This is a genomic window from Halomonas sp. A29 (assembly GCF_046723295.1).
Lineage (GTDB): Bacteria > Pseudomonadota > Gammaproteobacteria > Pseudomonadales > Halomonadaceae > Halomonas.
Genome location: NZ_JAXQPR010000002.1, coordinates 427,565 through 449,787, shown reverse-complemented (window position 1 = coordinate 449,787; position 22,223 = coordinate 427,565). Strand labels below are relative to the sequence as shown.

The window sequence follows — 22,223 nt, the reverse complement described above, 5'->3', positions numbered from 1 at the left end:
CTGACCGGACTCGGGCCTGAGTGCCTTGATGCGATAGGGCCGGTGCGTCTTGTTCAAGCCATCCAGAGCCGGGCTATGAAATTTGCAGTCGTTGGTGAGCTCCAGGTTGCGACCTTCCTTGAAGAACAAGCTGCAGCCGGCCTGCTCTTCCAGTCGCTACATCTGCATGCTGAGCGCAGCTTGGGTTCGGTGCACCTGGCGAGCAGCCCGGGTCAGGCTACCGGTATCGACGACAGCGATATAGGTGCGCAGGAGATCCATATCCATGTAACGGGGCTCTATCCATCAGCCCCACTTATGGCTGATATTATTTCTATTCGTTTGTCGAGCTGCCGGAAAAGCGGAACACTGTACCCCAGTGCTCGGGGATAAATACCAGAGCGGCTTCCTTCTCATGCAATTCACTGGAGACGACGATGATCTTGCACGACTACCTGCCTTCCGGCAACGGCTATAAAGTACGCCTGCTGCTTAATCTGCTTGGTCAGCCCTATGAATATCGCCATTACGATATCGTTCAGGGAGAAACCCGCACCCCCGAATTCCTGCATAAGAATCCCGCCGGCAAGATCCCGGTGCTGGAACTCGATGACGGCCGATTTCTCAGCGAATCAAACGCCATTCTCTACTACCTGGCCCAAGGGAGCGACTATTGGCCCGAGGGCGATTGGGATCAGGCTCAGGTTCTGCGCTGGATGAGCTTCGAGCAGTACAGTCATGAGCCCAACATCGCCACATCGCGCTTCTGGCTGACTCACCTTGGTCTGAACGAGGAACGCAAGGCGCAACTGGCTGGCAAGCAGGCGATGGGGCGGGCTGCGTTGGCGGTCATGGACGATCACTTGGCACGACATGCCTGGTTCGTCGCGGATCGCTACACCATCGCGGATATCGCGCTCTACGCCTATACCCATGTGGCCCACGAAGGGGGATTCACACTGGAAGACTACCCCAGCGTCTGTCGATGGCTGGATCGTGTCGCGTCCCACCCGAACCACAGTCCAATCACCGCAGAATAGGAAAATTGTGACCGGGAACCTGACGGCGCTGCTCGCCGTCAGTTGACCTTGCAAGGATGTCTAATGGCTTTTATGCCTCCGTCGCTGGGCAGTTGGCTGAGAGTCGGCGAGTCTTCAGTGTTCGCTGCATCGTACGAGCTCGGCTCACCGAATCAAGCGACTAATTTAATAATAGAAAACCATCAATCGGATTATACTCACTAGCCGCTCTCATTAACGAAGCAGCCGTGAACTGAGGGACGCCATAGACCTCGACCTTCTTTCCATGCACCTCACGAATCTTATTTACCAGCAGGTCAAAATCCCCATCACCCGACACCAGCACTATGACGTCTGCCTGCTCGGCGTACTCTATGGCATCAAGAGTGATGCCAACGTCCCAATCGCCTTTCGCGGAGCCGTCCGACCTCTGGATGAAAGGCTTCAGCTTTACCTCGAACCCGATGGCCCTGAGAATGTTCTGGAACTCTCGCTGCTTCTGGTCGCCCCGGTCTATGGCGTAGGCAAAGGCTTTCACGACCTCTCTTCCTGCAGTGGCCTCGGCCCAGAACTTGTTGTAGTCGAAATTACGCCCGTACGCTTCCCTGACTGTGTAGTAGACATTCTGGACGTCAACGAATATCGCAACTTTCTCCATCTCATGTACTCTTTTTTATTGAATGATGGTGCCAAACACAGCGCCCCGGGCCAGTGCTGGCCCGGGGCGCTGTGTGTCGCGAAGCTGACAGCTAAGCGGCTTACAACGCCACACCTGCCCTGGCGGCGCGGTGGGCATGCAGCTTCTTGTAGCTCTCGATCAGGCGCTGATGCTTCTCCAGGCCTTCGAGCTGCATGTTGGTCGGTGTCAGGCCGTGGAAGCGCACCTCGCCGCTCACCGAGCCGACAACGGCTGCCATGGTCTGCTCGCCGAACATGCGCGTGAGGTTGTAGATATAGTCGTCGAGCTCCAGCTCGTCGTCGAGTACGATTTCCAGCACCGCGGCCACGGCCTGGTAGAACAGCCCCCGCTCCACGGTGTTGTCGTTGTACTGCTGGAACATCTCGACCCGTTCCAGCGCCTCTTCATGCTGCTGCAGGGCGAGGTTGATCAGCAGCTTCAGCTCGAGGATGGTGAGCTGCCCCCATACGGTGTTCTCGTCGAACTCGATACCGATCAGGGTGATGATGTCCATGTGGTCGTCGAGCTGGCTCTCTTCCAGGCGCTCCAGCAGGTCGGCCAACTGATCGTCGTTCAAGGCGTGAAGGTTGAGGATGTCCTCGCGATAATCCAGGGCCATGTTGGTGTTGTCCCAGATCAGGTCGTCCACCGGGTACACCTCGGAGTAGCCCGGCACCAGGATACGGCACACCGGCGCGCCCAGGTCTTCGTGCACGGCTACGTATACTTCCTTGCCCAATTCCTCGAGGATGCCGAACAGAGTGGCGGCTTCTTCTGCGTTGGAACCGGAGAAGTCCCAGTCGCTGAACTCGACATCGCTCTTGGAGCTGAAGAAGCGCCACGAAACCAGCCCCGAGGAGTCGATGAAGTGCTCGACGAAATTGTTCGGCTCAGAGACGGCCTGCGAGTTGAAGGTCGGCGGCAGGAAGTCGTTGAGGCCCTCGAAGCTGCGGCCCTGAAGCAGCTCGGTGAGGCTGCGCTCCAGCGCCACCTCGAAGCTGGGGTGGGCGCCGAAGGAGGCGAACACGCCGCCAGTGCGTGGGTTCATCAGGGTCACGCACATCACCGGGAACTGGCCGCCCAGCGAGGCATCCTTGACCAACACCGGGTAGCCCTGGGCTTCCAGCGCCTGGATGCCTTCGAGAATGGCTGGGTAGCGCTGCAGCACTTCCATGGGTACGTCCGGCAGCGCCAGCTCCTGCTCGAGGATCTCGCGTTTCACGGCCCGCTCGAAGATCTCCGAGAGGCACTGCACCTGGGCTTCCTGCAGCGTGTTGCCGGCACTCATGCCGTTGCTGAGGTAGAGGTTCTCAATCAGGTTCGAGGGGAAGTAGACCGTCTCGCCGTCCGACTGGCGCACGAAGGGCAAGGCGACGATGCCCCGCTCGGCCTTGCCGGAGTTGGTGTCGATCAGGTGCGAGCCGCGCAGTTCGCCCTCGGGGTCGTAGATCTCGCGGGTGTACTCGTCGAGGATGCCCTCGGGCAGCTCGTCGTTCGGCCCCGGCTTGAACCACTCCTCGTTGGGGTAGTGAACGAAGGCGCTGTTGGCGATCTCTTCGCCGAAGAACTGGTCGTTGTAGAAGAAATTGCAGCTCAGGCGTTCGATGAATTCGCCAAGCGCCGAGCACAGCGCGCTCTCCTTGGTGGCGCCCTTGCCGTTGGTGAAGCACATCGGCGAAGCGGCGTCGCGAATGTGCAGCGACCACACGTGGGGCACGATGTTGCGCCAGGAGGCGATCTCGATCTTCATGCCCAGGTCCGCCAACATGGCCGACATGTTGGCAATGGTCTGCTCCAGCGGCAGGTCCTTGCCCTCGATCCAGGTGTAGGAGGCCTCGTCGGGCTGCACCATCAATAGCGCCTGAGCATCTTCGTCGAGGTTCTCCACCGTCTCGATCTGGAACTCGGGGCCTGTCTGCACCACCTTCTTGACCGTGCAGCGATCGATCGAGCGCAGGATGCCTTCGCGGTCCTTCTCGGAGATGTCCTCAGGCAGCTCTACTTGGATCTTGAAGATCTGGTTGTAGCGGTTTTCCGGGTCGACGATGTTGTTCTGCGAGAGCCGGATATTCTCGGTAGGGATGTCGCGCGCCAGGCAGTACACCCGCACGAAGTAGGCCGCACACAGTGCGGAGGACGCCAGGAAGTAGTCGAACGGGCTTGGCGCCGAGCCGTCACCCTTGTAGCGAATGGGCTGGTCGGTGATGACGGTGAAATCGTCAAACTTGGCTTCAAGCCTGAGATTTTCGAGAAAATTGACTTTGATTTCCATGACGGGCTACCGATGGGGAAGTGATGCTGGCGCAGGCCGAGGCGCGCAGTCTACCACACCACCCAGCCCCTTTCGGCAACCGGCGGCACAACAAGAAGGTCTGGCGGAATACGGTACGAGTCGGGCGAATGGGATCGAGAAGGGCCTGACTGGAGGGCAAACAAGAATCTACCCGACAAACAACAAGGTAGCGTTCGCATCCTTCTTGTTTGCCGGGTAGTTCCCTGCGTACTTATGTCTGTTGCTTCTGAGCCGTCTCAGCGGCTTTCTTTACGCAATTTAACGTTGAGTAACGTTGAAAGCAACATAGACAAAGGGCTAAGGCGTATGACGGCTCTGGTACTGCCTGGCAGGCATAGGCGTTGCTAAGTGGTTGAACTTGCAGCAACGCACCCTCTCACTGGGTCCTAATCGTATAGCCCTACCCGTTTCAGCTCAGCAGAAAGTTTAATACCGCCTTCATGAATTCCGCTGGGAATTCGACGTGGGTCATATGAGCGGCTGGCATTACCACCAGCCGAGCACCGGGAATGCTGGCAGACATCGCTTCGCTATGGCTGGCGGTGGTCACAGGATCATGCTCGCCGGCAATGATGAGTGTCGGAGCCGTGATGAGGGCAATGGTGCGCCGCATGTCAGTATCGCGAACCGCCGCGTAGGAGCCGGCCAGGCCCTGTCGATCCGTGGCCAGCAGCGTGGTACGAAACGGCTCCACGATTGGGCTCTCTGGTGCCAGCATTCGCGCCGGAAACCAATTGCGCAGGAACCTCTGGGCGGTTTCCTGCATATCCGCTGCCTCAAGCACTGCGGCAATGGCTTCATCCCACTGCTTGGCTGGCCCTAGGTACGAGGCGGTGTTGCTCAGGATCAGCCGGTCGATGCGCTCCGGCGCGTGAATGCCCAGCCACTGGCCAACGAATCCGCCCAGCGAGAGCCCCAGGAAGTGAGCCCGCTCGACATCCAGACTATCTAGCAGCTCCAGTACATCCCTGCCGAATCGCTCGATGGAGTAGGCGCCAACCGGTATGCCCGACTCACCGTGTCCGCGCATGTCGTAGCGCAACACGCGGAAATGCTCGGCCAGCTCGGGCACTTGGCGATCCCACATTTCCAGATCCGTGGCAATGGAGTTGGAAAGCACTAGCACGGGATTCTCGGCAGGCCCGTCGATGCGATAGGCGATACGGACGCCATCACCCGTGGTGAAGAAAGTACGCGTATTGTCGGCGGCGTTTACAGGGTGGGAAGCCAAGCGGGACATATCGAACTCCTCAGGCAATTTGCCTTGGTGGTGAGTGGCCGTTCGATAGTAGTTGCGGTTGTTATAAGAAAAATATTACATAGTTTTTAACATCACTGTTAAGTAGATTGACAATGAACAGGTTCACGCTGCACGAGCTGCACTGTTTCGTCTCCGTGGTCGATAAAGGCGGTTTTCAAGCGGCGGCAGCCGCACTCAACCGCTCGCATGCCGCCGTCTTCGCTGCGCTGGCGAAACTCGAACGTCAGTTCGGCATCGCCCTGCTGGACCGGAGCGGCTATCGGGTGCAACCTACCGAAGCCGGGTTGTCGCTCTATCGGCGCGCCCAGTCGCTACTGCAGGATGCCGAAGCGCTATCTCTGCATGCCCATCAGATGGCCATGGGCGAAGAGACCGAGCTCAACGTCGTGATCGGCGATCTGTGCCCTCGCTCCAAGCTCCTTGGCTTACTCAGCCGTTTCTTTGCCGAACATCCCAACACCCGCCTGCAGCTTCACTACGAGGCCGTTACCGGGCCCTGGGAGCGACTGCTGAACGGCGAGGCCGACCTGATCCTGCACCGGATCGACAAGAGCGACCTGCAGTTGGAGTGGATCGATCTCGGCACCATCCAATTGGTACCGGTCGTTGCACCAGGCTTCCTGCCCTTTCCCATTACCAATGAGATCACGCCGGAGCAGATGCACGAGTTGACCCAATGCGTGCTGCGTGACACGGCGCAGCACACCGAGCCCCGCAATTACTACGTGGTGGGTGGTCCTTCTCAGTGCAGCGTGGGCGATCATGAGATGAAGAAGGATTTCATTCTGCAAGGCATGGCCTGGGGCCACTTGCCACGCTTCATGATCGAGGAAGAGTTGCACGACGGCCGCCTGCTTTCCATCACCGGGCGTCACTTCCCTGGTATTACCGAGGAACTGGTTGTAGGGCGTCGGCGTGACCGCCCCCACGGCCCCATTGCCAAGCGACTATGGGAGTGCCTGGAAACGCAGGCGGCAACACTGAGATGCAATATCGAAACGGGCGACTACCGCCCGCCCGTTACGTCCAGCAGCGCCCCGGTCGAGTAGGAAGCGTCGTCGGAGAGCAGCCAGAGGATGGCGCGGGCGACCTCTTCGGCCTGGCCGCCGCGCTGCATGGGCACGGAGGCTTTCACTCGCTCTACGCGGTCGGGCTCGCCGCCGCTGGCGTGGATTTCGGTGTAGATCACGCCCGGACGCACGGCATTGACGCGAACGCCCTCCGCCGCGACCTCCTTGGCCAGGCCGATGGTGAAGCTGTCGATGGCGCCCTTGGCGGCAGCGTAGTCAACGTATTCGTTGGGTGCGCCGAGCCGTGAGGCGATGGAAGATACATTGACGATCGCCCCGCCCTGGCCGCCGTGCCTGGTCGACATGCGCCGAATCGCCTCGCGTGCGCAAATGAAGCTGCCGATGACGTTGGCCGTCAACACCCGGCCCAGGCGGGCGGCGTCCATTTGCTCGACGCGCATTTGCGCTTCCAGAATACCGGCATTGTTGACCAGCGCCGTGACCGGGCCGAGCTGCTCGTCGACCTGCTCGAATAAGCGCACCACATCTGCCTCGGAGCCAACATCACCCGCTACGGCGATGGCCTCGCCGCCGGCACGGGTGATCTCCTCGACCACGGCAAGCGCCGCGGCTTCGTTATGGCGATAGTTGACGCACACTGCATAGCCGCTTGCAGCACCGAAGCGGGCGGTGGCCGCGCCGATGCCTCGGCTACCGCCCGTAATCACCAGGACCTTTTTCAATATGACTCCTATAACCTACCCATCAAAACCAGAATGAGCAGAATTACCAACACCAGCCCGAGCCCACCGCTGGGGCCGTAGCCCCATCCCCTGCTGTGAGGCCAGGCAGGTATCGCGCCGATCAGAAGCAAAATCACAATTATCAGCAGAATTGTTCCTAGTGGCATGTCGTATCTCCCAGCAGTGAGTGGCGGGACAGTGTTGCAGCAGATGCTTACAACGTATCAATGCGGCTTACCTTGGGCACCAGCATCTTTCTCTCGGCCAGATACCAACTGCTCAATATGTAAGCGACAAGCCATGTCCTTGTATTGACACTAGACCATAGGAAGAGGACCGTCTTTACGCCTGCGCCGTAAACGGTCCACACCGGCGTAGTACGGGTCTCATGACGAACTGCCCGCGAGAAAGGCTTCGTGGAAGGTAACGGCCCCTTGCGGGGCATGATCGCCCAGGGGTAGCGCAAAGAAATATTCCGGTGGCACACCTTCGTAAACGAGTTCCGGGACATTGCGAAACCCGAACTTCACGTAGTACTCCGGGTGGCCGACGAGACAGCAGCCCTGGGCGCCCAAGTCTCGCAGGCATGCCAGCCCCTCTTCCACCAGCGCCCTGCCTATGCCCTGCCGCTGACACTCTGGCAGCACGGAAACGGGCCCCAGCCCGTACCAACCTGGGCTGCCGTCCGAGACGGCCACCGGCGAGAAGGCGATGTGTCCTACAATCTGGCCATTCCATTCCGCGACCAGAGAAACGGTAAGGGACCCAGCCTTGCGCAGTTCGGCGACGATGAATTGCTCGGTGTGGCTGCTGTGTTCCATCGTCTGGAAAGCCGCGACGGTCACGTCGTGTATGGCGTCGATATCGGCGACAGTTTCATCACGAATGATGATGTTCGCTTTCATGCAGGTTCTCTGTAACGGCCGGAGTCCAGTCAGCTACGATCGACGATCTTGGAGATCCGTTCGCTGCCGAACGTGAACTCCGAGACGCCATTCAGCTCGATCAGGCTTCCCGCTTTCGGCCCACCGGGAATATCCTGCGCCAGGCGGCCGTGGTAATCGATCTCGGCCGTGGCGCCATCCTGGGTGAAGGTCAAGCTGGTGACGCGCTGCACGCGCTCGGAGAAGTATCCCTTGGCATGCTCGGCGAGCTGCCGGAACTCGTCGATGCCGTTGGCCGAGTTGGTGAGTTCGCTACCCGAATAGTTCTCGAAGATGACATCCGGGGCAAGTACGGCCAGCATCCCGTCGATGTCGAAGAGGTTGTAGGCGGCGATGTATCGCTCTATCAGATCACGCTTCGTTGATTCGTCCATGAAGTGCTCCTTTCGAGCAAGCGGTGATGAAATCAGCATTCAGGTACTGATCGCGTTGGTGAAGGTCAGCCGGTTGCCGAACGGATCGGCTATCGTCATGTCCTGGCTGCCCCAAGGCATCACTTCCAGGCCCGGCTTGGCGTACTTGTAATCGGCAGCATGCAGCTGCTCATGAAACGCCTCGAGTTCGTCGGTCTCGATCCGCAGCGCGGCACCGGGACTGCAGTCGCCATGGTGTTCGGAGAGATGCAGTACGCAACCATCCTTGGAGACCTGCATATACAGCGGCATGCCTGCCGCAAAGCGATGCTCCCAGTCCACCCTGAAGCCGAGAAACTCAATATAGAACTCCTTGGCCTTGGCTTCGTCGAAAATGCGCAGTATTGGCGTCGTCTTTCCGAAGCTCATGCTGTGTATCCCAGTTTGGATGACAGGTAACCCGCAAGATATACCGGAATCGAGCCTCTACGCTAAGGCTCGGCAGCCTGACAGGCACTTCAAAGCCAATTCAGCACCATCAGGATGAACACAGCAAGATAGCCCACCAGGGTGGGTGTCATGGTCAGCACCATGCCGAGCGCGCGGCCCTCGGCGCCCCGCCGGTAGCCACGCAGAAACAGCACGCGGCCGATCACGAAGAACGCCACGCTGACGGGAATGAGCGTGAGCCACGCCCCCGCGACCAGGCTGGCGAAGGCCAAGTAGAACCCGGCTGCCAACACCGCCTGCTCCAAGGTGTTCTGCAGGAACGCCACATAGATGGCGAGCCTCTCGCTCGGCGGCCCGGCGGCAGACCCGCCGACATCCTCCGGAGAAACCCGGCGGGTGGAAGCCACCAGGCCCACGGCGACAAGGACACAGAACAGCACTACGGCGCTGGCGCGAGCGGCAAAGGCAAGGCGCTCGGCGAGCAAGACAGGAAAGTCGACGACTGAAGGCAACAACAGGTAAGCCACACCCGTCGCGGCACCGAAGAGCACGAGACCGAGCGTGCCGTTGAAACGGATCGTGCGTTCGACACGCTGCAGATCGACCTGGTCCGGTGGTGTCTTGTATCCCTGGCTCATGCAGATTTCCTCTTTCAGACCAAGAGCCTGGCCTTGGTGCTCCACTGCCCTCATGCTGTGCATAGAGCGTCGCCAACGAAGGGGGGCTTTGCAAGATGCAGGCAGAGAGCGGTTCCGGCATACAGGATTCATCCAGCCGCCGGCTTCGCCTGGTGTACGACGGCGAGTGCCCGATTTGCCGGCGCTACGTGCGTTGGCAACGCATGCGCAAGGAAGTCGGTGAGCTCGAACTGATCGACGCCAGGCAGGACAGCGAAGCGCGCCAGGAACTGACTGCCATGGGCATCGACCTGGACCAGGGCTTCGCCCTGCAGATCGGCGAACGCTGGTATCACGGCAGCGAAGCCCTGCACCGCCTCACCCTGCTCGGTACCCGCAGCGGCATGTTCAACCGTTTGATGTACCGGCTGTTCGCAAGCCCCGAGCACACGGCACGGCTCTATCCGTTGCTCCGAGCGTGTCGAAATGGGTTGTTGAAGGTATTGAGAAAAGGGCGTATCGACAACCTGAAGCGAAAATGAAACTGCCGTTATAGGGCCATTCAGGGCATTTCCAATCCCCGGCGCTGATGCCACTCGGCAATGCTCTCCTCCGGGTAGCCGGCAAAGCACTGGTCGCTTTCCCTGGCTTCGACTTCGACCCAGGCGGCCTTGCTGTCCAGCAGCAAGTGCACCCGCTCCGGCGGCACCGGCAGCTCGGTGTCGATTGCCGAAGCAAATGGGTGCACCAGTTCGGGCCAGCTTGGGTCATAGACCCACAGCGCCGAGGCGCACTGCTTGCAGAAGTGGCGCTCACCGGAGCTCTCTTCGCCATCGATCACGGCATGATAAACGCTCTGGTGCTCGCTTCCCTCGACCTGCAGCGTCTCGGCAAGTCCACTCAGATTGATGGCGTAGCCGCCACCGCCGGCGGTCTTGCGGCAGATCGAACAGTAGCAGCGCTGATAAGGATAAGGGTGCGGCGACTCCACACTGAAACGAACCGCGCCGCAGTGGCAGGAACCTTCGAGCAACATTTTTCCTCCTTGGCTTCATGTCGAAACCACTCGCTGCACACATGGCTCTGCATTCACCTTGGACGCTGTTGCGGTCAGCGGCAAGAAAGGCGAGCGGCAAGTCACCTCAATTTCCTTCAATACCGCCTCCCCGCCGCCTCGGCATGCTTCGCTCATTGCCATCCCAGGAGGAAGACGATGAGCCTTGCCATGATTCTGCCGATGTCGGCATTCGCCCTCGCCGCTTCGATCTCGCCGGGGCCGGTGAACCTGGTGTGCCTGAGCAGCGGCACACGCTATCCCCTCTCCCAGGGGCTGGTGTTCGTGACCGGGGCCACGCTGGGCTTCGTCGTGCTGTTCGTGGCCGTCGGGCTGGGGCTTTACTCGCTGATCTCCGTAGTGCCGTGGCTGGACCAGGCGCTGCGCTGGGCGGGAGTGGCATTTCTGCTCTATATGAGCGTTCGGCTGTTTCGCGATGACGGCCGCCTGCCGGAGGGCGAAGCCCAGCGTGCGCCAGGATTCATGACGGGAGCATTGATGCAGTGGCTCAATCCCAAGGCGTGGCTGGCTTCTGCCTCGGGCATCGGTGCCTATACCAGTGGCAGTGACCTGCGCCTGGTGTTGCTGTTTGCCGCGCTCTACCTGCCGATCTGCTGGCTCTCGCTGGGCAGTTGGGTCTATGCCGGAGCCTTTCTGAGGCGCTATCTTCACCGACCTGCCGTGCTGGTGGCGGTGAATCGTTCATTGGCGGTACTGCTCGCCGGTAGCTGCGTCTATCTATTGCTCGAGTGACGGCTGGCGGTATTGGTTCGGTGTGGCCGCCACCAGCCGCTTGAAGGTGCGCTGGAAGTGCGGCTGGTCGGCGAAACCGGCGTTCAATGCCGCTTCGGCGATGGGTGTGCCGCCTTTCAGTTCACGCTGGCCCAGTTGGATGCGCCGGTTGATCAGGTAGGCATGAGGCGTAAAGCCGAAATGACGCTTGAAAGCCCGAATCAGGTGGCCGGGGCTGTAGCCGGAGCGCTCACACAGATCGTCGAGGGAGATCTCTTCCGCCGCGTGTGCGTCCAGGTAGCCCGCCAGTTCCTGCAGGATCGCCGGGGCCCGTGGCAGGGCTCGCGCCGGTTGACCTGCCAGCTCGTGCATCAGGGCGGAGAGGTATTCGACCACTTCCGTTTGCTTGTCGAGCAGCCCGCGGCTTGGGTCCAGCAAACAGGCCGCCATGTGGCAGTAGCCTTCATACCACTTGGGCTCTCGAATCACGGCGGTGGCGATGTCCTGCCAGCGCGGCGCCTCCAAAAGCCCAGCCTGGTAGCGCAGTTGGGTAAGCCAGTCGGTATCGACGTAGAGCATCAGGTAGGCCCAGGGTCGGTCGTCGATGGCACTACAAGCGTGCACCCAGTCGGGATTCATCAGCACCAGGGTGCCGGCATGCACGTGGTAACGTTCCTCCCGATAGCGAAAAGTACTCTCGCCCTCGGTAATGGCACCCAGCGACCAGTGAGTATGACTATGGGGCGCATAGCAGACCTTGCGGCCGCCCTCGACCTCACGCAACTCTACGTGTGGCATGCGCGAATCGCGCCAGAACAAGGGCTTGTAGGATGTCGTTGTCATGGTTAGCTCGCTGCGTCTTCATACCAGTGTAGCGCTTGTGACGGGCTACTTGTCATACCCAAGGCTTTGGACCAAGTTAATGCCAGCCCTCGCCGCCGGTGTTAGGCTAATGGCAAGATCGTTTAAAACAGCTCATTACCCTAACGAATTGATGTCGACTGGCCTGCAGTAGCCAGGTAAAACGACCCAGGTGGCCATGGCAGATTTCACACCTGCTGCAGCTCGGACGCAGCCTTCATTCAAACGCCCCCATCGCCTCGCCTTGGCGACGATGCCACCTCGTGCCTTCGCCTTTTGTCATACCTTCGGCCTCACGCTATGGATTGCCGTGATCGAGGACAGAGGTTGGTCGCTGCTCCTGCCGGGGCTGCTCCTGCTGCTATGGCCTGCGGTGGCATACCTCCACGCGGCGAGGGCCCAGAATTCGAAGCATGCCGAATTCAAGAACCTGTATTTTGACAGCTTGTTGTTCGGCGTCTGGTGCGGCGTTCTGGATTTCTATGTGCTGGCCACCCTCTCCATTGGCCTTGCCTGTTTCATGAACAACATGGTGGTCGGCGGCCTGCGCCGAATGGCCATCTCCATGGTTCTGTTTGTCGGCGGTGCGCTGAGTTGGGGCGCTGTGGCAGGGTTCGATTTCCGACCTTACGTCACTAGCAGCCTGGATATTTACCAGGGCGCCGGTGCAGTGGCCTACTTCCTGGCGATTGCCCACGTCATGTACGGTCAGAATCGCAAGATCGGTCGCAGCATCGTCGAGATTCAGTTCCAGAACCGGGTCTTCCACGCCTTGCTCGATCTCGGCATTGTGGCCAATCGCGCCACTAACATTCATACCCTTCTCGATGACTCCTTGAAGCATCTGCATGCCAACTTCCCGGAGTACGGGTTTGCCGTCTTTCTGCAAGAGCAGCAACGTCCCGAGGTAACGCGCTACGCAGCCGTTGCCGGCCTACGCCTTGGTCCCGAAGATGAACGCCGCTTGGGCAGCCTGTTGGCCAAGCTCCAGGAGCGACAGGAAAACACCATCAAGCTCAGGGAAAAAACCGATGGCGAGCAGCTCTATGCCACCTCCATGGCAGGGCGGCTCAGCCTTTACGAAGGTTGGCTGATCGTGCGCGCGCCCAAGCTGGACGGCCCCTTGGAGCGCATGCTGACCCTGTTCGTCGATCAACTGGCAGCGGCTACCGAGAACAAGCTGCTGCACCTTGCGCTGAAGAAAACGGCGGAACGCGACGGATTGACCGGGCTTTACAATCGGGGCTTCTTCGAATCGGCGCTACAGCTGAGCATACAGGGCAAAGCCCAGCCACCAGGGCTGGACTTCGCCGTACTGATGATGGATGTCGACGGGCTCAAGGAAGTGAACGATCGTTATGGGCACGTGGCAGGCGACCAGCTCATCACCACCGTGGCCGAACGCCTGCAAGTGCACTGCCGTGGAAGCGATATCCTGGCGCGCTATGGCGGCGACGAATTCGTCGTGCTGTTTCCATCCGCCAACCTGAGCGCAGCAAATCGCCTGGCCGGATTGATCCGCACGCACCTGGAAGGCCAACGCTGCATGATCACTACCGCTCAAGGCGAGCATGTGGCGCTGGAGGTTCGCTTGAGCCTGGGAAGTGCCAGCTCCACCGAGACGCCCGCCCAAGAGGTTTTGAGCCTGGCGGACGAGCGTATGTACGACGACAAGAGTGAGCGCCGCAAAACCAGGGCCACCGGTTGAGCGCGTTCATATCAGAGCGCTTCGACAGCCGCTGAGCATACCTTTCGGCGGCTGAGCCCGAGAGTGAGGAACGCTACGACGCCGTAGGCCAGGGCGGCAGCTCCAAACGCCCAGGAGTAGCCTGCTATCGTGTCGACTTGTGTTGCCGCAACCGACATCAATACGGCAAGCCCAACGGTCGGCCCCAGCTCCATGGCCGTGTTCATTACGCCTCCGGCAAGCCCTGCCTGCTCTTGAGGGACGTTCGTCGTCGAGAGGACCGCCGAGCCGGAGAAAATCATCGAAATACCCGCTGCCAGCAGCACTTGTCCTGGCAGCAGCACGCTCACATAGGCGGTGTCATGAGCGATTGCCGTCAGCACGGCGAGACCGATGCCAGCCATGGCAAAGCCTGCGCAGCTGACGAAGGCCGCACCCCAGCGCTCTACCAGCGATACGGCAGCATGGTTTGCCGCCACCAAGGTGATGGCAAAAGGCAGGAACGCCAGCGCCACTTGCAGCGGCGACCAGCCGCGGACTTGTTGCAGGTAGAGCGTGAGAATGAACTCGATCAACACCGAGCCGGCGGCAGCCAGCAACATTCCGGCGAGCCCGGCGATACGGCACGGCTCCCGGATGAAACCGGGCGGCAGTAGCGGATGACGGACCCTACGCTCAACCATCAGAAAGCCGACCAGGAGCGCAATGCCAACCAGCAGAGGACCGAATACGCGTCCGGAGGACCAGGTATAGTTCTCGCTGGCGATCAGGCCGTAGCTGGCCAGGGCGATCCCCAGGGTGGCGAGTATTGCGCCAAGCGGATCGAGCCCGAGGTACCGCATCTCGCGGCGCTCCTTTGGCAACCGCCCACGGGTCAGCATGAACGCGGCTACTGCGACCAGCACCGGGACGCTGAACATCCAGCGCCAGGAGAACCAGGTCGTCACGATGCCTGAAGCGATAAAACCCAGCAGCGCGCCGAGTACGGAAACACCTCCCCATACGGCCATGGCCTTGCCGTAGGCCGCTGGCTCAGGAAAGAGCGCACGCAGCAGTGCCATGGCGGCAGGCGCAGCGAGGGCTGCCCCCACGCCCTGCGCAAAGCGCATGCTGACGAGAAGCTCGAAGGTAGGCACCAGCGCGGCACCCAGCGAGGCACTGCCGAAGACGACCAGCCCGATGTAGAAGATTCGTTGCCCGCCGAAGCGATCCGTCAAGCGCCCACCAAACAGCAGCAGCCCGCTGAACGGCAAACCGTAGGCTACCTGCAGCAGGAGCAGCTCTGCCGAGCCAAGCGAGAACTCCAGTCCTAACCTTGGCAGCGGCACCATGATGAGCGCGATCGTGAAAATCAGCGTCGCCTGTACCACAGCCAGCACCCGGAAAACGAAGCCGGCCTCAGACGGACCTTTGCTATCCATGGATGAAGAGTTCGAACCCATTTCGTTTCTCCCTTAAGCGCCCCGAGTTGGATCGAAGCGGTGAGATATATTTACAGCCAGGCAAGCTGCGCCCAGGCATTCGCCGCCAGAAAGAGGCCGATGGCAAAGGAGGTATGCGCAGCAAGACTTTTTATCTGAGTGATACCTGGCTTTGGTGTGCGCGTGCCGGCAATGCCAATACCGAAAGCGGGCTGCATGATGAAGAAGGGAACCACGACAGTGCCGACACCAACGATCAGAGCCGGCCCTAGTGTGGGGTTGCGCACCCATTCCAGCCCCCAGAGAGCAATCGGCAGGGCTGCAAAGACGATGCCGATGGCGTAGTGCACGATCCAACCCCAGGCACGCTCACCGGCAACGGGCGTTGCCGCCATGATGGAGTCGTGACGGAATCTGCCCTGCGAGAAGTGGCCTAGCCATCTTGCCACCAAGGCATAATCGAGGGGTGGTGCATGGAATACGCGCTTCTGAATCCAACCCCATGCATCCATCACCAACGTGGCGCCAATACCAATCACCACGGAATGCAGGAGTATCTGGTTAACTTCGTGCATGATGAAACTCGCCCTTTGTCCACGACGATTTCAATGTACGAATTCAAGTGAACTTGAGGTCAAGCGTGAAAACTCTGGATATTGCAGAGGTCGCCCGGCGCTCCGGCCTGCCGGCCTCTACCCTGCGTTACTACGAAGAAAAAGGTCTCGTTCGCTCGGTGGGAAGAAACGGCCTGCGGCGCCTGTTTGCGGAAAACGTTCTGGAGCGATTGTCGCTGATTGCGCTTGGGCAAAGCGCTGGCTTCACGCTGGAGGAGATCGGCGGCATGCTCGGCACCAAGGGCGGGCCCGATATCGATCGTGCTCAGCTCAGCGCCAAGGCAGACGAACTGGACCGGACGATTCGACGCCTGACAGCGATGCGGGATGGCTTGCGCCATGCTGCCGCCTGCCCTGCCCCGAGCCACATGGAATGCCCGACTTTCCAACGCCTGTTACGTCATGCCTCCCGGCCAGCTCGAGAGCGGCGCAAGCAGTGAACGACACTACGGGAACATTCGCGCTTGGTGCCATAAGCGCCAGCTAGGGTGCTGGCCAACGAACTCATGCGGAGGTGACTCAACAGTGGATCGCTTATCGACGTTACTATCGCAGTTCGGCGTTCGTGCGCGGCTCTTCCATAGCGGCACGGTTTGCAGCGTCGCTTCGATCGGCGACCCCGGTCCGTATGGCTACCTTCATCTTCTGCGAAGCGGCAGTGTCACCTTGCACAGCCCCAAGGAGCCGGATCTGCTGGTCACACGTCCGAGCCTGATGTTCCTGCCACGCCCCCTACCGCACACGATGATCGCTTCCGAAGCGGACCCAGCCAAGCTTCTCTGCGCCACGCTGGCTTTCGACGGCGGCGGGAGCAACCCGCTATCCGCCTCATTGCCAGATCGCCTCGTGCTGGCCCTGGACGAGTTGCCCATGCTGGCAGAAACCCTCAGATGGCTGTTCGAGGAAGCTGCCGCAGAAAACTGTGGTAAGGAGGCAGTGCTCGACCGCCTGTTCGAACTGCTGGTGATCCAGCTGTTGCGGCATCTGCTTGCTCATCAGGGCCTTTCCACCGGCATGATGGCCGGGCTTGCCGACCCGCGCCTATCCCGCTCCTTGGTACAGATGCACAACATGCCTCAGCGGGCCTGGACGGTGAGCGAACTCGCCAGTGAATCGAACATGTCACGCGCCAGCTATGCCGCGCACTTCCGTGCCGTCCTGGGGCAAACGCCGGCGGACTACCTATTGAGCTGGAGAGTCAGCCTGGCCCAGAAGCGCCTACTCCAGGGCCGGCCGATTGCGCTGATAGCCGACGAGGTCGGTTATGAAAGCCCGTCGGCACTCGCCCGGGCCTTTAGGCGCAAAACGGGCAGCAGCCCTCGCGATTGGATGAAATCACTTCAGGCTGACCCACAAAGCGCATGAGCGGCCCTGTGGTCATAGGCCCGCTCATGCGCTTCACTGGTGTTGCCCCTTCGGCCCTGTATAGGCAGGGGCGAAGGCGGCGGTGCTTATTTACGGAGGAAGTCCAAAAGGTCCTGATTGAGTCGCTCCTTGTGCGTGTCGGCCAGGCCATGCGGCGCGCCTTCGTACACGATCAGTTCGGCGTCGTCGATAAGTGCCGCCGATGCCCGTGCCGAGGTGTCGACCGGCACGATCTGGTCATCATCACCATGTATTACCAAGGTCGGCACATCGAACTTCTTCAGGTCGTCGCGGAAATCCGTGGCCGAGAAGGCTTCGATCGAGTCGTAGGTGTTCTTGTGGCCGGCTTGCATGCCCTGCACCCAGAAGGAGTGGATCAGGCCCTGCGAAGGTGTAACGTCTGGCCGGTTGTAGCCGAAGAACGGACCGGAGGCGATGTCCAGATAGAGCTGTGAACGGTTCTCCAGCGATGCCTGGCGCAGGCCGTCGAATACCTCGATGGGAAGGCCATCGGGGTTGCTCTCGGTCTGAAGCATTATCGGCGGCACGGCAGCGACCAGAACGGCTTTCTCGACTCGGCCGGTGCCGTGGCGCCCGATATAGCGTGCCACTTCACCGCCGCCGGTCGAGAAGCCAACCAGAGTGACGTCCCTGAGATCCAGCGCATCGATGACCGCCGCGAGGTCGTCAGCATAGTGGTCCATGTCGTTGCCTTCCCAGGGCTGGCTGGAGCGACCGTGTCCGCGACGGTCATGGGCAACCACTCGATAGCCCTGCGAGGCCAGGAACAGCATCTGCGACTCCCAACTGTCGGAGTTCAGCGGCCAGCCGTGGCTGAAGATGACGACCTGACCGTCACGCGGGCCCCAGTCCTTGTAGTAGAGGCTCACGCCGTCGTTGGTCACCACATAGCTTTTTGAGCGTTCCGCGATGGCCGGTACCGCCGTGGTGTCACCACTGTTGGCGAGTTGGGTAGCGTCGGCGGCAACGGAGCTGGCAAGCGTCATAGCGGCAAGGGCCAGGGCGCGATTCAGTGTGCTCATGATCATTCCTCGATGGGTGAGGGCTAGGCGGTGTGCGCTAACCACAACGCCATGGTATCCATCAAGGCTGTCGTATCGGCTGCAGATAGTCGCCGAAACCATGCAGATCGTCTAACAGTTCTGCCAAGTCTCGGCGTTCACTCTTGAAGTGCATTGCTTGGACTCGCTAGCTCTCGGCCAACTCGGTGGCCTTGAACGTCTTGGCAATGGCTTCGTGGGCGGTCTCCAGCGCGCTCTGCCTCATCTCGTCACCCATGGCCACGCCTTCGGCCCGGATCACGGTGACATCGTCGATGCCGATGAAGCCGAACACGGCGCGCAGGTAGCGCTCCTGGAAGTCGTTGCCGACATCCGGGCCTTGCGAATAGATGCCGCCACGCGCGGATACGACGATCACCCTGCGCCCCCCGGCCAGCCCCTCCGGACCGTTCTCGGTGTAACGGAAGGTCTTGCCGGCCTGGAGAATGCGGTCCAACCAGGCCTTGAGCTGGCTCGGAATGGCGAAGTTGTACATCGGCGCACCGATGACGATCACCTCGGCCGAGAGGAACTCTTCCAGCAACGTTTCCGTCGTTGCCGCCTCCTCACGCTGGTACACGTTGCGCTCTTCCTCGGCAAGACCACTACCGAGCAGGATCTCGCCGGAAAGATGATTGGGCGCGTCCTTTACCAGGTCGCGATAGACGACATCGAGAGCGGGCGTGGTGGCACTTAGCTGTTCGACGATTCGAGCGGATAGTTGGCGAGTGACGGATTGTTCCTCGAACAGGCCGGAATCCAGATGCAGTAGTTTCATTGAGGCTCTCCTTGGGAATGGGCGATTGGCACCATCTGCCCACCTTAGGATTCGCCCGTTACCGGGACTAGTCGGCAATAATTGAATTTATAGTTCCGCTAATGGAACAATAGCCTTCTCCTGCTCGAGGCACTCCCGTGCAAGACCTCAACGATCTTTTCTACTTTGCCCAGGTGGCCGAGCACGGCAGTTTCACCGCTGCGGCCCATGCCTTGGGCATGCCGAAGTCCACCCTGAGCCGGCGCATCGCCCAGTTGGAGGATCGATTGGAGGTGCGCCTGCTGCACCGGACCACGCGGCGCCTGACGCTGACGGATACCGGCCGCGCCTATCTGACCCACTGCCATGACCTGCTAGCCGCAGCGGAAGCCGCCGAGGGAGTCATCGAACAGGTCCAGGGGGAGCCGCGTGGACGCGTGGTGATGAGCAGCCCCATCTCCCTTTCGCAAACGCTGCTCGCCCGCGCCCTACCCGAGTTCATGCTGCGCTTTCCTCGCGTGGAGGTGGAACTGGACGCCACCAATCGGCGAGTGGATCTTGTCGCCGAGGGCGTGGATCTCGCCCTTCGCGTTCGGCCACGGCTGGAAGATTCCTCGCTGGTATCGCGGCAGTTCGCCATCAGTATCGGCGTGCTGGTGGCAAGCCCCGCACTGCTTGCCCGTCTAGGCGAGCCGGAGGCCCCGGTCGATCTGGAGCGTTTCCCCAGCCTCTCCATGCGCTTCGCCGATGGCCGCCACGTGCTCACCCTGACCGAGCCAGGCGGCACGAGCCAGGCCATCTCCCTGACGCCCAGGTTCGTTACCGACGACATGCAGGCACTGAAGGAAGCCGCCATCGCCGGCATCGGTCTCGTAGCGCTACCGAGCTTTGTCTGCCGCGAGGCCGTGGCGGCCGGCGAGCTGCAGGTCGTGCTGCCGAGCTGGCAGTTGCCCCACGGCCAAGTGCATGCGGTATATCCCTACCGACGCGGCCTGCGCCCCGCAGTTCGTCACCTCATCGACTTCCTGGCGCAGCGATTGCCGAGCCTGGCCGAGGAGATGGGGATTTCGAACTGAAGCTTGGCGCTTCGAACTCACCTTCTGCCGACCTTGAACTCCAGGTCGTAGTTGTTGAGCAACGGTGGCATCGGCTTGCTGCTGAGCAGGCGGCTGGGCGGATTCAATTGATACTCGCGACCATGGAGCAGCCTGGCCAGCATATGACTGGTCACCGTCAGCACAACGCGCCGCCCGGGACAGATGCCGGGGCCTCCACTGAACGGCATCATCGGCCAGTTCCCGGCTTCCCCTGGCTGCAGCCAGAGATCGGGGTCGAACCGGTTGGCATTGTCCAAATAGCGGTCATCGCGATGGAAATAAGGAGCAAGCATGAGCAGCGAGGTTTCGGCCGGCATCGTGCCGTTCTCCCACTCGGTCTCTTCGGTGGACTGCGATCCTTCCTGGCTCGCAGTCTAGTCATGAAGCGCATCTCAAGCCTTTGTTTATACAAAAATTTACAGCTTCCGGTCAGAACTCGCTCCACTCCTCTTCCGCGTTGGAACGCTGGCGGGAGCCCGAGCCTGTCGGCTTAGGATCTACCAGCCGCGCCACCTGCCGCTGCCCGCCCTTTTCCTCCACCCTTGCACCTCGTTGCTGACTTTGGTCAGCGGCCTTGCGATCGGTCTGTGCCGTTGCCGAAGAGGCCCGCTCGTCGATACGGAAGGTGGCGATCAGCGCGGCGAGGCGGCTGGCCTGATCTTCCAGCGAGGCGGCGGCGGCGCTGGTCTGCTGCACCAGGGAAGCATTCTGCTGGGTTACCGAGTCCATCTCGGTCAGGGCAGTGTTGATCTGCTCGATACCGCTGTTCTGTTCCCGCGTGGCGGTGGAGATCTCGGCCATGAGGGCGGTTACCTGGCGGATCGAGTCGACGGTCTCGTTGATGGTTTCACCGCTGCGCTCGGCCTGCTCGGCACCGCTGGTGATACGCGAGGTGGTGTCTTCGATCAGGCTGCGAATTTCCTTGGCCGATTCTGCACTGCGGCTGGCCAGGGAGCGTACTTCGCTGGCCACCACGGCGAAACCACGACCCTGCTCGCCGGCCCGGGCCGCCTCGACCGAGGCATTCAGCGCCAGGATATTGGTCTGGAAGGCGATGGAGTCGATCACACCGATGATATCGTTGATGCGGTTGGCACTGGTGGAGATCTCACGCATCAGCTTGACGGTGCGCTCGACCTCTTGCCCACCAGCCTCGGCGGTTTGCGAAGCGGAGGCGGAAAGCCTGTCAGCCTCGATGGCCGTGTCGGTGTTCTTGCTCACCGTGGAAGCCATCTCTTCCATGCTGGAGGCGGTTTGCTGCAATGCTGCAGCCTGCTCCTCGGTACGCGAAGAGAGATCCTGGCTGCCCGAAGCAATCTCGCCGGCACCGGTGAACACGTTCTCGCTGCTTTCACGCAGCGATACCACCAGCGTCTTGAGTTTCTCCTGCATACGTCCCAATGCACTGTAGAGCTGACCGATCTCATTACGGCCGCGATCCTCGATGCGTGCCGTCAAATCGCCGTCGGCGATTCGCTCGAAGTGAGCGATGGCTTCCCGCAGCGGTGTAACCACCGCCTTCATCATGGCGATACGAATGAGCAAGGCGGCCACCAGCGCTACGATCAGCAGCCCGACGGCTATCGCTCCCATCCGATCGCCCAAGGTTTCCACCTGGGCGATAGCGGCGTCGCCGCGCCGTTCGCTGTAGACGATGAAGGCTTCCATTGCATCGTCGAGCCGTGCGCCCAGTTCGGCCAGCTGACCCTGACGGCGCTGCACCAGGAACGGCGCAGCATCCAACAGCGGTACCAGCCCTTCGTTGACGTACGCATCGTACGCTTCGCCGATGGCGGAGACGAAGGGTGCCCGTGTATCGGCAGGGTCGATGGCGACCTCACGGAACTCGGCGAAACGTTGCTGCGCCGCTTCCACGGCCGCTATCGCCATCTCCTGGTTTTCGCGACCGAGTTCCGGATTGCCCTGGGCACTGTGGGCGGCAAACCGATCCAGGAAGGTCTGCGCCCGCAGCACGTCGACCTGGGCACGGTTGGCCAGGTTGGAGAGCTTGACGTTGGTTTCCGCCAGCTCGTGCAGCGCCGACTCGCTGGTGGCGTTGGAATAGAAGCCCAGTCCACTGATCAAGCCGATCATCAGCACCAGCGCCGCCAGCGCTGCCGTCAGGCTCCACTTGATGGAAAGATGTTTCATCGTAACGCCCCCATGCGTAACAATTCCTTGAATAGAAAGGCATCTTCTATTCATCGGCAGAGAAGCCGAGTTATT

General features: G+C 60.7%; 25 protein-coding genes and 1 pseudogene. 8 read left to right on the top strand and 18 right to left on the bottom strand.

All coding sequences use genetic code 11. The features are described from left to right. Positions 1-156 precede the first annotated feature (156 nt). Positions 157-267 (bottom strand): LysR family transcriptional regulator, encoded by a 111-nt coding sequence (locus tag SPH52_RS05535; RefSeq protein WP_411793993.1) that lies wholly within the window; start codon positions 265-267, stop codon positions 157-159. 149 nt (positions 268-416) lie between these two features. On the opposite strand from SPH52_RS05535, the gene SPH52_RS05530 reads away from it, so the two are divergent. After that, positions 417-1,019: a glutathione S-transferase family protein gene (locus SPH52_RS05530; protein WP_411793992.1), complete on the top strand. Its 603-nt coding sequence runs from the start codon at positions 417-419 to the stop codon at positions 1,017-1,019. 160 nt (positions 1,020-1,179) lie between these two features. Here SPH52_RS05530 and SPH52_RS05525 read toward each other — a convergent pair whose 3' ends face one another. From SPH52_RS05525 to SPH52_RS05515, 3 genes are all read right to left on the bottom strand, one after another. Next, complete coding sequence (locus SPH52_RS05525; protein ID WP_411793991.1) at positions 1,180-1,656, bottom strand: NYN domain-containing protein; 477 nt, start codon at positions 1,654-1,656, stop codon at positions 1,180-1,182. Positions 1,657-1,756: 100 nt separating this feature from the next. Further along, a complete protein-coding gene (locus SPH52_RS05520) occupies positions 1,757-3,949 on the bottom strand; it encodes an OsmC domain/YcaO domain-containing protein (protein WP_411793990.1) in 2,193 nt (730 codons plus the stop codon). A gap of 430 nt (positions 3,950-4,379) precedes the next feature. Continuing rightward, on the bottom strand, positions 4,380-5,210 hold the full coding sequence (locus SPH52_RS05515; protein ID WP_411793989.1) for an alpha/beta fold hydrolase: 831 nt from the start codon (positions 5,208-5,210) through the stop codon (positions 4,380-4,382). A 113-nt stretch (positions 5,211-5,323) separates the two neighbouring features. On the opposite strand from SPH52_RS05515, the gene SPH52_RS05510 reads away from it, so the two are divergent. Next, positions 5,324-6,280, top strand: coding sequence for a LysR family transcriptional regulator (locus tag SPH52_RS05510; protein WP_411793988.1), 957 nt, complete (start codon positions 5,324-5,326; stop codon positions 6,278-6,280). Here the strand turns inward: SPH52_RS05510 and SPH52_RS05505 are convergent. The 6 genes from SPH52_RS05505 to SPH52_RS05480 all read right to left on the bottom strand — a co-directional run bounded on the left by SPH52_RS05505 (position 6,238) and on the right by SPH52_RS05480 (position 9,369). Then, on the bottom strand, positions 6,238-6,984 hold the full coding sequence (locus SPH52_RS05505) for an SDR family oxidoreductase (protein WP_411793987.1): 747 nt from the start codon (positions 6,982-6,984) through the stop codon (positions 6,238-6,240). The genes SPH52_RS05510 and SPH52_RS05505 overlap by 43 nt on opposite strands. Before the next feature lie 8 nt (positions 6,985-6,992). Further along, entirely contained in the window at positions 6,993-7,151 is a 159-nt protein-coding gene (locus tag SPH52_RS05500) for a DUF3309 family protein (protein WP_411793986.1), read from the bottom strand. A gap of 219 nt (positions 7,152-7,370) precedes the next feature. Continuing rightward, entirely contained in the window at positions 7,371-7,889 is a 519-nt protein-coding gene (locus tag SPH52_RS05495; protein ID WP_411793985.1) for a GNAT family N-acetyltransferase, read from the bottom strand. Positions 7,890-7,918: 29 nt separating this feature from the next. Continuing rightward, positions 7,919-8,302 carry a nuclear transport factor 2 family protein gene (locus SPH52_RS05490; protein WP_411793984.1) on the bottom strand — a complete coding sequence of 128 codons (384 nt, stop codon included), beginning with the start codon at positions 8,300-8,302 and terminating at the stop codon, positions 7,919-7,921. Positions 8,303-8,341: 39 nt separating this feature from the next. Further along, positions 8,342-8,710: a glyoxalase superfamily protein gene (locus tag SPH52_RS05485; protein ID WP_411793983.1), complete on the bottom strand. Its 369-nt coding sequence runs from the start codon at positions 8,708-8,710 to the stop codon at positions 8,342-8,344. 89 nt (positions 8,711-8,799) lie between these two features. Beyond that, complete coding sequence (locus tag SPH52_RS05480) at positions 8,800-9,369, bottom strand: hypothetical protein (RefSeq protein ID WP_411793982.1); 570 nt, start codon at positions 9,367-9,369, stop codon at positions 8,800-8,802. Between the two features lie 95 nt (positions 9,370-9,464). On the opposite strand from SPH52_RS05480, the gene SPH52_RS05475 reads away from it, so the two are divergent. Continuing rightward, positions 9,465-9,890: a DCC1-like thiol-disulfide oxidoreductase family protein gene (locus SPH52_RS05475; protein ID WP_411793980.1), complete on the top strand. Its 426-nt coding sequence runs from the start codon at positions 9,465-9,467 to the stop codon at positions 9,888-9,890. A 20-nt stretch (positions 9,891-9,910) separates the two neighbouring features. Here SPH52_RS05475 and SPH52_RS05470 read toward each other — a convergent pair whose 3' ends face one another. Next, a complete protein-coding gene (locus tag SPH52_RS05470; protein ID WP_411793979.1) occupies positions 9,911-10,384 on the bottom strand; it encodes a GFA family protein in 474 nt (157 codons plus the stop codon). 177 nt (positions 10,385-10,561) lie between these two features. Between SPH52_RS05470 and SPH52_RS05465 the strand changes: the two genes are divergently transcribed. Then, positions 10,562-11,155: a LysE family translocator gene (locus tag SPH52_RS05465; RefSeq protein ID WP_411793978.1), complete on the top strand. Its 594-nt coding sequence runs from the start codon at positions 10,562-10,564 to the stop codon at positions 11,153-11,155. On the opposite strand, the gene SPH52_RS05460 is transcribed toward SPH52_RS05465, so the two are convergent. Next, positions 11,141-11,977 (bottom strand): helix-turn-helix domain-containing protein, encoded by an 837-nt coding sequence (locus SPH52_RS05460; RefSeq protein WP_411793977.1) that lies wholly within the window; start codon positions 11,975-11,977, stop codon positions 11,141-11,143. The genes SPH52_RS05465 and SPH52_RS05460 overlap by 15 nt on opposite strands. 328 nt (positions 11,978-12,305) lie before the next feature. Between SPH52_RS05460 and SPH52_RS05455 the strand changes: the two genes are divergently transcribed. Next, positions 12,306-13,703 carry a diguanylate cyclase gene (locus SPH52_RS05455; protein WP_411793976.1) on the top strand — a complete coding sequence of 466 codons (1,398 nt, stop codon included), beginning with the start codon at positions 12,306-12,308 and terminating at the stop codon, positions 13,701-13,703. 11 nt (positions 13,704-13,714) lie between these two features. On the opposite strand, the gene SPH52_RS05450 is transcribed toward SPH52_RS05455, so the two are convergent. Continuing rightward, a complete protein-coding gene (locus SPH52_RS05450; protein WP_411793975.1) occupies positions 13,715-15,103 on the bottom strand; it encodes an MFS transporter in 1,389 nt (462 codons plus the stop codon). Between the two features lie 71 nt (positions 15,104-15,174). Further along, positions 15,175-15,678, bottom strand: coding sequence for a DUF2938 domain-containing protein (locus tag SPH52_RS05445; protein WP_411793974.1), 504 nt, complete (start codon positions 15,676-15,678; stop codon positions 15,175-15,177). A gap of 65 nt (positions 15,679-15,743) precedes the next feature. Here SPH52_RS05445 and SPH52_RS05440 point away from each other — a divergent pair, with 65 nt between their 5' ends. Next, entirely contained in the window at positions 15,744-16,157 is a 414-nt protein-coding gene (locus SPH52_RS05440; RefSeq protein WP_411793973.1) for a helix-turn-helix domain-containing protein, read from the top strand. Between the two features lie 85 nt (positions 16,158-16,242). Beyond that, positions 16,243-17,082: a cupin domain-containing protein gene (locus SPH52_RS05435; RefSeq protein ID WP_411793972.1), complete on the top strand. Its 840-nt coding sequence runs from the start codon at positions 16,243-16,245 to the stop codon at positions 17,080-17,082. Between the two features lie 86 nt (positions 17,083-17,168). Here SPH52_RS05435 and SPH52_RS05430 read toward each other — a convergent pair whose 3' ends face one another. After that, on the bottom strand, positions 17,169-18,125 hold the full coding sequence (locus SPH52_RS05430) for an alpha/beta fold hydrolase (protein ID WP_411793971.1): 957 nt from the start codon (positions 18,123-18,125) through the stop codon (positions 17,169-17,171). Between the two features lie 166 nt (positions 18,126-18,291). After that, positions 18,292-18,921, bottom strand: a complete 630-nt coding sequence (locus SPH52_RS05425) for an FMN-dependent NADH-azoreductase (protein WP_411793970.1) — start codon at positions 18,919-18,921, stop codon at positions 18,292-18,294. 137 nt (positions 18,922-19,058) lie between these two features. Between SPH52_RS05425 and SPH52_RS05420 the strand changes: the two genes are divergently transcribed. Beyond that, complete coding sequence (locus SPH52_RS05420) at positions 19,059-19,976, top strand: LysR substrate-binding domain-containing protein (protein WP_411793969.1); 918 nt, start codon at positions 19,059-19,061, stop codon at positions 19,974-19,976. A 17-nt stretch (positions 19,977-19,993) separates the two neighbouring features. On the opposite strand, the pseudogene SPH52_RS05415 reads toward SPH52_RS05420, so the two are convergent. Next, positions 19,994-20,332: pseudogene (locus SPH52_RS05415) on the bottom strand (cytochrome P450); the annotation flags it as partial. Positions 20,333-20,426: 94 nt separating this feature from the next. Beyond that, entirely contained in the window at positions 20,427-22,148 is a 1,722-nt protein-coding gene (locus SPH52_RS05410; protein WP_411793968.1) for a methyl-accepting chemotaxis protein, read from the bottom strand. Positions 22,149-22,223: the final 75 nt, after the last annotated feature.

What these genes read in the sequence shown, in the direction of transcription:
- SPH52_RS05500 (WP_411793986.1), bottom strand. Translation starts at nt 7,151, where the DNA reads ATGCCACTAGGAACAATTCTGCTGATAATTGTGATTTTGCTTCTGATC.
- SPH52_RS05465 (WP_411793978.1), top strand. Translation starts at nt 10,562, where the DNA reads ATGAGCCTTGCCATGATTCTGCCGATGTCGGCATTCGCCCTCGCCGCT.
- SPH52_RS05445 (WP_411793974.1), bottom strand. Translation starts at nt 15,678, where the DNA reads ATGCACGAAGTTAACCAGATACTCCTGCATTCCGTGGTGATTGGTATT.
- SPH52_RS05475 (WP_411793980.1), top strand. Translation starts at nt 9,465, where the DNA reads ATGCAGGCAGAGAGCGGTTCCGGCATACAGGATTCATCCAGCCGCCGG.
- SPH52_RS05425 (WP_411793970.1), bottom strand. Translation starts at nt 18,921, where the DNA reads ATGAAACTACTGCATCTGGATTCCGGCCTGTTCGAGGAACAATCCGTC.
- SPH52_RS05520 (WP_411793990.1), bottom strand. Translation starts at nt 3,949, where the DNA reads ATGGAAATCAAAGTCAATTTTCTCGAAAATCTCAGGCTTGAAGCCAAG.
- SPH52_RS05535 (WP_411793993.1), bottom strand. Translation starts at nt 267, where the DNA reads ATGGATATGGATCTCCTGCGCACCTATATCGCTGTCGTCGATACCGGT.
- SPH52_RS05430 (WP_411793971.1), bottom strand. Translation starts at nt 18,125, where the DNA reads ATGAGCACACTGAATCGCGCCCTGGCCCTTGCCGCTATGACGCTTGCC.
- SPH52_RS05490 (WP_411793984.1), bottom strand. Translation starts at nt 8,302, where the DNA reads ATGGACGAATCAACGAAGCGTGATCTGATAGAGCGATACATCGCCGCC.
- SPH52_RS05495 (WP_411793985.1), bottom strand. Translation starts at nt 7,889, where the DNA reads ATGAAAGCGAACATCATCATTCGTGATGAAACTGTCGCCGATATCGAC.
- SPH52_RS05460 (WP_411793977.1), bottom strand. Translation starts at nt 11,977, where the DNA reads ATGACAACGACATCCTACAAGCCCTTGTTCTGGCGCGATTCGCGCATG.
- SPH52_RS05470 (WP_411793979.1), bottom strand. Translation starts at nt 10,384, where the DNA reads ATGTTGCTCGAAGGTTCCTGCCACTGCGGCGCGGTTCGTTTCAGTGTG.
- SPH52_RS05530 (WP_411793992.1), top strand. Translation starts at nt 417, where the DNA reads ATGATCTTGCACGACTACCTGCCTTCCGGCAACGGCTATAAAGTACGC.
- SPH52_RS05525 (WP_411793991.1), bottom strand. Translation starts at nt 1,656, where the DNA reads ATGGAGAAAGTTGCGATATTCGTTGACGTCCAGAATGTCTACTACACA.
- SPH52_RS05410 (WP_411793968.1), bottom strand. Translation starts at nt 22,148, where the DNA reads ATGAAACATCTTTCCATCAAGTGGAGCCTGACGGCAGCGCTGGCGGCG.
- SPH52_RS05480 (WP_411793982.1), bottom strand. Translation starts at nt 9,369, where the DNA reads ATGAGCCAGGGATACAAGACACCACCGGACCAGGTCGATCTGCAGCGT.
- SPH52_RS05485 (WP_411793983.1), bottom strand. Translation starts at nt 8,710, where the DNA reads ATGAGCTTCGGAAAGACGACGCCAATACTGCGCATTTTCGACGAAGCC.
- SPH52_RS05450 (WP_411793975.1), bottom strand. Translation starts at nt 15,103, where the DNA reads ATGGATAGCAAAGGTCCGTCTGAGGCCGGCTTCGTTTTCCGGGTGCTG.
- SPH52_RS05510 (WP_411793988.1), top strand. Translation starts at nt 5,324, where the DNA reads ATGAACAGGTTCACGCTGCACGAGCTGCACTGTTTCGTCTCCGTGGTC.
- SPH52_RS05515 (WP_411793989.1), bottom strand. Translation starts at nt 5,210, where the DNA reads ATGTCCCGCTTGGCTTCCCACCCTGTAAACGCCGCCGACAATACGCGT.